The following is a 7,179-nucleotide window of genomic DNA, read 5'->3' as shown; positions in this document are numbered from 1 at the left end:
CTACCAGCCGACGCATCCGACGATGGTCGAACGGGCCTAGCGCAATCCCGCCGCACGACGGCGGAAAGTGGCAGCGCACAACTGCCGAGCGGCCTGGAGACGCCACCCCAGTGCCGTCGCAAGAGGCTGTCGGATCTTCGCGCGAGGCGTTGACGGATCTCGCCGCACAGACGATCACGTGGGTCGAGCGCTACGTCCGCGACCGGCGCGACCGCGCCGCCGGGCGGCGGGCCAAGGTGCGGAGATCGCGCTCCAGCGGGTGTCCTTGTACCGGTCGTCGCGCGCCCACCACTTCGTCGCGATGACCCGTTTCTGTCCTTCGGCGTCGACGAAAGCCGTGCGTCCGTGCACGCACTGGTGGTTGTCGAGCAGGAATCCCCGGCCGGGCCGGTCGAGCCGCGTGTAGGTCGACCCCGGCGCGCCCGGCCGCGTGTGGTCGATTAGGAACCCGACCGCGCGAACCAGGTGCGGGTCCGCCCTCCCGGCGAGGACGTCGAACTCGTCGTTCGGCCCGCGGAAGAACCCCGTCGGATGCCCGTCCCTCACGTCGAGCACCGGGAACGTCCACCGCGCTCCATCGGAGCGGCGCACAACCGCGACGGCATCAGCGGCGAACAAGCACGCGAAGCCTGGCTCGTCGAGGCGCCACAGGTCCAGCGCGAGGCGGACCACGTTCTGCATGTACGTCACGGCGGCCACGGACGGCGCGCTGTCGGCGCACAGCCCGGTCACCGCGAGTACGCCGGGCAGCGACAGCCAGCCGTCCTGGTGCGCGGCCAGCGCCTGGCACGACAAAGCGCGCGGTACGCCTTCCGCCTGCCCGGCGTCGCGGATCTTTGTAGTGCCGTCGGCCACGTCCTCCCAGTTGTTCACCGGCCACCGGCACGGCACGCGGTCGCGCAGCTGTGACCCGATGTGGATCAACTGGTGGCTGCCGTCGGGAACGCGGTCCGGCCGGAACTCGAAGGCGACCACCCCGAAGCGACTGTGGAAGCCAGCCGCCAGCGCGTCGACCTCGTCGGAGGTGAGGTGGTAGGGGTCCTCAATGACGACACGTGGCGCCTCGACTGCGGGCTCCTCGGTCGCCATCGGCAGCGTGCCCGGGTCGACGCCCAGGTGTGCTGACGCCACGGCCAGGAACTCTTCGGGGACAGCGCCATGTACTTCACGGGACATTGACGGATTCCCTGTCAGTTGGAGTGCACGGCCAGGTCGGCTGTGAGCCTGAGCGGATGGCTGCCGCGATCGAAGCGACGGTCGGCCGGCGCACCACCTGGCGCAGCGACAGCTGCTCGTACCCCCGAGCGCGCAGGCGGTTGACCAGGCGCGCCAGGAGGAGCGAGTGGCCGCCTGCGCCGAAGAAATCCTCGTCGGGGCGCGGCCAGCCTTGGCGCACGACGTCGCGCCAGACCGTGGCGACCTCGAGTTCGACCCCGTCATAGTCGGACGGGGCGGTCTGGCTAGGTTCCTCGACGCGGCGCAGCAGCGCACGCCGGTCCACCTTGCCGTTCGCTGTCGTATCGAACCGTTCCAGCACGGTGACCGATGCCGGCAGCATCGGCGCTGGCAGTGCCGCCCGCAGCGACTCGCCGACTGCCGACCCGTCGCCCGTCACGAACAGCCGCAGCCGTGGCTCTTCGGTGTGGTCGTCGAGCACCGCCACGGCGTCCGTCACGCCCGGAGCGCGCAGGGCGACGGCCTCGATCTCGCCGAGCTCGATCCTCCACCCGTTGACCTTGACCTGCTCGTCGGTCCGGCCCGCCACGGACACCACGCCGGAGGCGGACACCACGCCGAGGTCGCCCGTCAGGTATGCCGGGACCCGCAGCCCGCCGAGGTCCAGGCAGACGAAGGGGGAGCCGATCCCTTGCCCGGACAGGTAGCCGGCGGATAGGCCCGGACCGGTGATCGCCAGTTCGCCGCGTACCCCGGCGGGCAACGCGCCGCCGAACGAGTCGACGGCGACGACGCCGGCTCCCGCAACCGGTGTGCCGGCGGTGATAGCTTCGGGGTCGGTGACCAGCCCGGCCGTCGCGGTGGCCGTGGCCTCGGTCGGCCCGTAGAGGTTCCACACCTCGGCGTCAGGCCAGCCGTCCCGCAGCCGGGCCACCAGAGCCGGTTTGAGGGGCTCGCCACCGCATAGGAACCGCCGCACCGGCAGTCGTCCGTCCACCCCGCCGACCAGCACGGACAGGTAGCTCGGCACGCAGTTCAGCACCAGCGGGACGCACGCCGCGGCGAGTTCGGAGCACACGGCCACGATGTCGAGGCGGTCGGCCTCCAGCATCCACACACAGCGCCCGGCGTACAGCACGGCGAGCGTCTGCTTGAGCGAGGCGTCGAAGATCGGGCTGGACAGCACCGGCATCTCCGCGTCGTCCGCCAGCCACGTCTCTGCCGCCCAGCGGAGGTAGTTGTCCACACTGGACCAGCGGATGCCGACCAGCTTGGGGAGACCCGTCGACCCAGAAGTGCGCAGCAGGTACGCGTGCCGCTGCGGATCCACTGGCGCCAACGGCCGCCCGGTCCCGTACGGCACTTCGCTCAGCGCGATGGCACGGCAGTCCGTCGAGAACCGCGCCTTCGTGCCGAGCAGTACGAGCCTCGCGCCTGAACGTTCCACCGCGTCACGCAGCCGGTCATGCGGCTCGTCGGGCGAGAGCGGAAGGAACGTCCCGCCTCGCCCAGCCACGGCGAGCAGCGCCGCGAGCGCGGCGGGTTCGTGGTCCGCGATCACCGCGACCACGGTGCCGGGCGACAGTTCGCCCAGGGCGGCAGCGATGCCGTTCATGTGTTCGGCGAGTCGGGCGTACGTCCATGTCGTGGCGCCGTGTCGCACCGCCGGCGCGTCAGGGGTGGCGGCGACGTGGGCCTGAAACCTATCCAGCAGCGAAGTTGCGGGCGCTCTCTGGGCGGTGAGCTCGCGTGCGAGTTCCTTCGCGCGGTTGGGCGGCAGGAGCGCCAGATCACACAGCCGGTATTCGGGACGCCGCACCAGGTCTCCGAACAGGGCGCCCCACATCGAAAGCAGCCCCGTGGCGGCGGCCGACTCCCCTCGCAGCACAACCGCGTCGCCGCGGCAGTGCACGCCGAGCGTGATCAACCCGTCGACCGGGTACGACCAGGACACCAGCGTCCAGCGCGGCGGCAGTGCGGGACCACCACTGGTGTCGAGCACGATGGCGGGGCGATCGCCGTGGAGCGCCGGCCCGCCGGCCATGGACGCCGTCCGCGCACGCTCCTCCGCCCGCATCCGCAATGCCGTCAGCGCGTCCTCACGCGGGTCGAGCCGCCACGGTGCGGGCACGACCTGGGTCAGCGGGCCGACCACGTCCGGCAACCCCATGAGCTCGCGCGCGTCGCAGGTGATGCCGACCGACTGGGCGGGCAGGCCGAGCCTGCGCACGACGGCGTCGAGGGCGAGGTGCGCGACGTCGGCGACGTCGGTTCCCGCCTCGGCGGCGACGGCCTCGGCCTGCGCCCAGTCGAACTCGAGCGGGACGGGCTCGTCTGTACCGGCAAGCGGAATCACGTCGGCGAGGGTGACGGCGCCATGCGGGACGCGCATCGCTGCGCTGGCCCAGAACGCAGCCTCCTCGGCGAGTTCGCCGGACCTCGCCATCGCGTTATGCCCGGCCGCGATGTCGAAGAAGTCCAGCTGCCCGGCGGGGCGGCCGGCAACTGCGGCAAACAGCAACCCCATCGACCCGGCGTCGGCGAAGAGGGTGTCACACCCCAGCGTCAGCCGCGTCCCTGTCGCAGTTGGCGCGAGGTCGACCTGCAGCGTGCCGGCTGTCATCCTCAGGCCATCGGCCGCTTCTATCCATTGAGGGCATGTCGGCTGCTGCCTCGGCACCAACAAGCCCTCGACCTCGACCCGCCGCGCGGTCAGTACTGGTGCGCCCGCCACGCTGTCCGCCAGTGCCGCGCCTAGTTCCGTCGGTGAGGCGACGGGGACCTCGACCACGACCTTGAGTCGCCGGGCTCCGGCACTGAGGGCTGACCGCTGGAACGGGCCCAGGTCGTGCGCGGCCGTCACGTCCGTGCTCATAGGCGTTCCGCCACGAGGTCGGCGTGCGATTCCGCGATCTTGAGCAGGATGCGGCGAGGCCCTGTGTAGGCCCGCCGGCCGTGCGCACACAGCATGTTGTCGACGATCAGTGTGTCACCCTCCTGCCAGTCGAACTGGACCGTGCAGGACTCCACGAGGTCGTTGACCACGGTGATGATCTCGGGATCGATCTCACCGCCGTCACCCCAGAAGACGTTGTTCGGCCACAGTTGGTCGTCGGTGTCCTCCGGCGAGGTGGACAGCGCCTCTCGGATTCCGTCGTCCATGCGGGAAATGTGGAATCCATGGGCGTAGTTGAACCACACGTCGTCGCCGGTGATCGGGTGGCGCACAATCGCGGGCCGGATTTCGTAAGTGCGCAATTGGTCGTCGCCGATCCATTCAGTGCGCCTTCCCTCGGCCGCGCAGATGGCCTCGACCTCTTCACGGCTTTCGGTCTCGTACGACCGCTGCCACGTCCGGTTGTAGCCGTACCCGCGCACGTACAACAGGCCGCGCCGGGCGAACTCGGCGCGAATCTCGGTCTGCATCTCGCGCAGGAGCCTGCGGTTGTCGGTCAGCGGGGTCTGCCCCCGGTCCTGCGGTGCCGTCGCGCAGTGGAAGAACAGCAGCATCGGCCAGTCGTGGGCGTAGCAGAACTCACTGTGCTGCCGGATCTCCAGCTCCTGCGGGTACTCGCTCGCCGTGTAAGTGGTCATGTCCACCCGGCTGCGGATGGCCGCGCCACCGCGGTAGTCGACGAGGTGCTCGGTGAAGGCGGCAACGGTTGCGTCGAAGTCCGGCTTCCCCGGCGACCGCAGGAGCAGGGCGCCATGCCGGTGAAGGTCGGCGCGCAGTTCGTCCCGATGCGCGGCCACCCACACCGGAACGTCGAGGTCGCGGTCCGCCTCGAACACGAGTGGAATGTGTGCAGGGTTGTAGGCCGTACGCTTCGCTAGGTCGGAGAATGGGGTCGGCACCGCTCGGGTGCCAAGCTTGGTGAACTTGCCCATCGCCATCCGCTTCAGTTCCTTTACCCCGACGATATTCCTTGTCCGGGAACAAGGGTATTTCTAAGTTCGGGAGCGCGCCCGGCGAATTGATTTGGACTGCGCATTCCCTTCCAAGCACCGTCGGAACGGCAAATGCCACGCTTAGCTCAGTGCTGTCCGCATAACTATCCGCACGTTGGGATCGAACTTTCCCCACCCGGCCGGGCGCTCAAGCTCCCTTCTCCCAGAGCGAAGTCTGGGCTCAGGTGTCCGGTCAAGTGGAGGATGCTCCACCTTGCACCATCCGGGAGGGCCCTCCCCGCTCCTACCAAGAGTTGAGGAGAGGGTCCTCGCGTGTCCGCCAACGACACGAGCGTGAACATAAACGCGAATCCCCGCCATCACCATGCCGGGTTGTCGCTACCCGCCAACTACGTCGTCAGAACGAGTGTCGTTCAACACCGCTGACGTTCGGCGGTGGGATCACGATGCAGAACGGCTCGCCGTCGGCGTTCACCTCAGGCCGGAAAGCTCCGGGCGTCTTCTCATGTCGAATACCAGCGGGACCGACCCCAGTGGGATCGTGGGCCTTGGGAAGTCGACGACGGCGTCGGAGGGAGGGTGAGGGTGGCATGCCCTGGAACATCAGGCCCGAAGCCCTCTGTGCCGAACCAGGCGAGCTGCATCACGCCGACATGACGCAGCCGAGTGAGACGTCCCGGTCTTCACCTAGGAAGTCGTCCTCGGTGCCGTTGATCGGCTGCTGCGTGTACACACCTCCGTCTGCTCCATCGACCACGAACGGGCCCATCAGAACGGGCGAGTCGACGCTCACCAGCGCTTCCGACTCGATGTGCCAGTACGGGATCGTCCAGGTATCCGGCCGCACCCGTTCCTGGACGACGTACCCACCGTCTTGGACTGCGGCTTCGAGGTCACCGGGCCAGTCGGCCTCGGACGTGAGGTGGCCGACAACCAAGCCGCGTGAGCCGAAGAGGTTGCCCGGCTTGAGGACGGCGTGCTCGCGATTCAAAGCCGCCCACTCCACAGGGTCAACTCGGCCCTCACCCCTGCGGACAGGCCCATCCTTGAGGCGTGCAGTCCACGGGACGTAGTGGAGCACCCGGCGCTCGGCGGCGGTGAGCCGGTCGTCCTGGTAGAGATCTGCGAGGAGGTTCTTGCTGGTGAACAGCTGGGAGACGTACGAGCCGAAGAGTACGGTGCCCGTGGCGCGTTCCAGCGCGCTCAAGAAGTCGAGATGATCGGCCGCCCTCGGTGTCACCATGTAGTACCGGATGGCGATTCCATAACGCTTGCCGCGCCACACCAGCGAACCGCCGACGATGTCCGCTTCCCCAACGGCAACGAACTCGCAGGGGATGCCTTGTGAGGCGAAGCGGGTCACGTGTTCGTCGACCCACCTCAACGCCCCTTCATCTCCCTGGTCTGGAAAGGCGAGAAGGGCGACTTCGGGCGACTCGCCCGGATGCTGCCGCCGGATCCAGCGGACGAGCTGGTCCACGTAGACATCCGACTCGATACCGTGCGTACGCACCATCTCTGCGCCGAGCGGGGTCCGCAGGAGGGCGGTGGAGAGAGCCGAGGAGGACGTGGCGCCGTTCAAGCACGTGCCGATGTTGATCTCGAAAATGTGGGGACGCCCACCAGAGATGAAAACGTCGGACCTGGCAGCCCCGAGCGCGTTGGAAAGTGGCCTGCTCCCGCCCAGAAACCAGCGTTCGTCATCCCGCCACTCAGTGATGTCCGCGAGGCGGTGAAGGTCACCGCCTGCTCTCTCCAATGCGTGACCGACCACGAGTTCCTTGAGCCGAGCACCGACGTCGTGCAGCAGTTCCTTCGCTGCGGTAGTCAAGATGAACGGTTGTACGGGGACGTAGCCGCCGCGTTCCCAGATGCCGAGGTCGCTCGCCGACTCTTCGATACGGCGCACATGCTCGCGCAGCTCACTTGCCCTTAAACCGGCGAGCCGACGAGACCAATGCCGGTGCGCGGGTGAGAGCTCCACAGAAGGGTCGGCGGTGCCGTCTCTCACTGCCTTGAACGTCCCTTCCCTCGGTGCGACCGAGAATACGAGCCGAAGGCATTGCAGCCTATCGGCGGTCAACGGCCGCGCAG

General features: G+C 68.5%; 3 protein-coding genes and 1 pseudogene. All 4 read right to left on the bottom strand.

Annotation, left to right across the window (positions count from 1 at the left end; translation table 11 throughout):
* Positions 1-174 precede the first annotated feature (174 nt).
* A pseudogene (locus tag ACRDP3_RS00600) lies at positions 175-1,263 on the bottom strand (hypothetical protein); the annotation flags it as partial.
* Complete coding sequence (locus ACRDP3_RS00595) at positions 1,166-3,022, bottom strand: non-ribosomal peptide synthetase (RefSeq protein ID WP_431514790.1); 1,857 nt, start codon at positions 3,020-3,022, stop codon at positions 1,166-1,168. The pseudogene ACRDP3_RS00600 and the gene ACRDP3_RS00595, both read right to left, overlap by 98 nt.
* Before the next feature lie 1,025 nt (positions 3,023-4,047).
* On the bottom strand, positions 4,048-4,968 hold the full coding sequence (locus ACRDP3_RS00590; RefSeq protein WP_431514789.1) for a TauD/TfdA family dioxygenase: 921 nt from the start codon (positions 4,966-4,968) through the stop codon (positions 4,048-4,050).
* Between the two features lie 760 nt (positions 4,969-5,728).
* The coding region (locus ACRDP3_RS00585) for a hypothetical protein (RefSeq protein WP_431514788.1) at positions 5,729-7,179 on the bottom strand (1,451 nt) is incomplete at its 5' end.

Origin of the sequence: Streptomyces sp., assembly GCF_050698815.1 — a bacterium.
Taxonomy (GTDB): Bacteria; Actinomycetota; Actinomycetes; order Streptomycetales; family Streptomycetaceae; genus Streptomyces.
This window is presented reverse-complemented; position numbering and strand designations above follow the sequence as displayed.

Bases quoted from the DNA above. Each gene is read 5' to 3' on its own strand.
- ACRDP3_RS00595 (WP_431514790.1), bottom strand. From the start codon at position 3,022: ATGTGGGGCGCCCTGTTCGGAGACCTGGTGCGGCGTCCCGAATACCGG.